Origin of the sequence: Pseudomonas sp. K5002 (assembly GCF_013386655.1) — a bacterium.
Classification (GTDB): domain Bacteria; phylum Pseudomonadota; class Gammaproteobacteria; order Pseudomonadales; family Pseudomonadaceae; genus Aquipseudomonas.
This window is the reverse complement of sequence record NZ_JACARK010001112.1, coordinates 1-1926: the sequence shown is the minus strand read 5'-3', so window position 1 is coordinate 1926 and position 1926 is coordinate 1. Positions and strand designations below refer to the sequence as shown.

The window sequence follows — 1926 nt, the reverse complement described above, 5'->3', positions numbered from 1 at the left end:
TCCAGGTCATTGCCGGCCTGGGCCCGGCCGGCACCGAAATGCTGGTTGAGGTTGTCCGCCAGGCTGCGGGCACGTTCGGCGTCCATGTCGAAAATACTCAAGCGTTCCACGCCTTCACCCAGCAGCGCATGGGCCACTGCCGCCCCGGCGCCGCCCGCGCCCATCTGCACCACGAACTTGCGAGCCACATCACTCAAGCCCCGGCGAAAGCCTTCGGCAAAGCCCAGGCAGTCGGTGTTGTGGCCGATGCGTTTACCGTCGCAAAGCACCACGGTGTTCACCGCGCCGATGCCCCGTGCCTCGGGTGACAGGTCATCCAGCAACGGCAGGATCGCCTGCTTGCACGGGTAGGTGATGTTCAAGCCGGTGAAGTTCATCTGTTCGGCCGCCATCAACAGGTCGGGCAGGGCGCGGGTATCCACCTGTAGCCGGTCGAGGTCGATCAGGCGATAGAGGTAACGCAGGCCCTGGGCATCGCCTTCATGCTCATGCAGGGCCGGGGTGCGGGAAGCCTGGATGCCGGCGCCGATCAGGCCGGCCAGAATTCGACGTTTGGACACCGCGCTCATCCCTTCAAGGTCTTGCTGAAATGTTCGAGGGCGAGGTGATAACCGTGGCTGCCAAACCCGGCCAGCACCGCCTTGGCAATCGGCGACACGAACGAGTGATGACGGAACGCTTCCCGGGCATGCACGTTGGACAAGTGCACCTCGATCACCGGTACTTCACTGGCCACCAGCGCGTCGCGGATCGCCACCGAAGTGTGGGTCCAGGCTGCCGGGTTGATCACGATGCCGGCGCAACGGGCGCGGGCGCCGTGGATCCAGTCCAGCAATTCGCCTTCGTGGTTGGTCTGGCGGAATTCGACTTTCAGGCCCAGTTGCTCGGCGCTGCGGCCACACAGGGCGGCAAGGTCGGCCAGGGTTTCGTGGCCATAAGTGGCGGGCTCGCGAGTGCCGAGCAAGTTGAGGTTGGGGCCGTTCAGCACCAGCACGATGGGCGGCATAGAGGGTTCTCCACTGTTGTTTTTATGTAGGTCGATAAAATGTACTGAATGGTTAATTTGGTCAATCGCGTGGGTGGGAACCGTTCGATTACCGAACGCAGAATGAAAACCACCGTTGTGTGGATCAGAGTTGATATCAATTGAAAATCATTCTCGACAACGCTTAAGATGCCCGCCTGTTTCCTTAACATTCCAGGGAGTCGGTTTGTCGGACGTGGATCTCAAAGGCCTGTTTCTCAAGCACGCCGATACTCTGCGCGGGTATCTCGCACGCAAGGTACGGGACCCGCAGTTGGCCGCAGACCTGGTGCAGGAGAGTTTCCTGCGCCTGGCGCAAAAGCCGGCCGGCGAGCGCATCGACAACTCCCAGGGCTATCTCTATCGCACGGCCGGCAATCTGCTGATCGACCATATCCGCCAGGAGGCGCGGCGCAAGACCGACTCCGTGCCCCATGAGGCGCTGGCCGAGATTGAAGATGAAATGGCCGGGTTGGAGGCTCAGGCGATGGCGCAGCAACAGCGGCAGGCATTGAAGCAGGCACTGGCGGAATTGCCGGAGCGTACCCGGCAGATTTTCCGTCTCAACCGGATCGAGGGCATGACCCATGCCCAGGTCGCGCGCCACCTGGGCATTTGCGACAGCTCAGTGCAAAAGCACCTGGCCAAGGCGCTGGCGTATGTCATGCAGCGTTTGCAGGAAGGTGAGGCGGGGCCGTCCGACGAATGAATTACCGACAAATCTGGGGTCAGACGTCACAGCGTTATATAACGAAAAATTCGAGATTCACACGTGAATAGCCCGGGTCCGCAACAGCACAGCATTACCGAGGCGGCTGCCGATTGGGCGGTGCGCCTGCACGCCGGCGCCCTGACCGATCAGGAGCAGGCCGAGCTGCGCCAATGGATCGCCAGAGACAGCC

4 protein-coding genes are annotated in these 1926 nt (G+C 61.6%); 2 read left to right on the top strand and 2 right to left on the bottom strand.

The window, feature by feature from the left end; genetic code table 11:
* Together HX846_RS33820 and aroQ are read right to left on the bottom strand one after the other, a co-directional pair.
* A partial coding sequence (locus HX846_RS33820) for a shikimate dehydrogenase (protein ID WP_178967108.1) occupies positions 1–569 on the bottom strand: 569 nt, incomplete at its 3' end.
* Positions 566–1006 carry a type II 3-dehydroquinate dehydratase gene (aroQ, locus tag HX846_RS33815; RefSeq protein ID WP_087693554.1) on the bottom strand — a complete coding sequence of 147 codons (441 nt, stop codon included), beginning with the start codon at positions 1004–1006 and terminating at the stop codon, positions 566–568. The genes aroQ and HX846_RS33820, both read right to left, overlap by 4 nt.
* Before the next feature lie 205 nt (positions 1007–1211).
* Between aroQ and HX846_RS33810 the strand changes: the two genes are divergently transcribed.
* On the top strand, positions 1212–1733 hold the full coding sequence (locus HX846_RS33810; RefSeq protein ID WP_178967107.1) for an RNA polymerase sigma factor: 522 nt from the start codon (positions 1212–1214) through the stop codon (positions 1731–1733).
* Positions 1734–1796: 63 nt separating this feature from the next.
* The coding region (locus HX846_RS33805; protein ID WP_178967106.1) for a FecR/PupR family sigma factor regulator at positions 1797–1926 on the top strand (130 nt) is incomplete at its 3' end.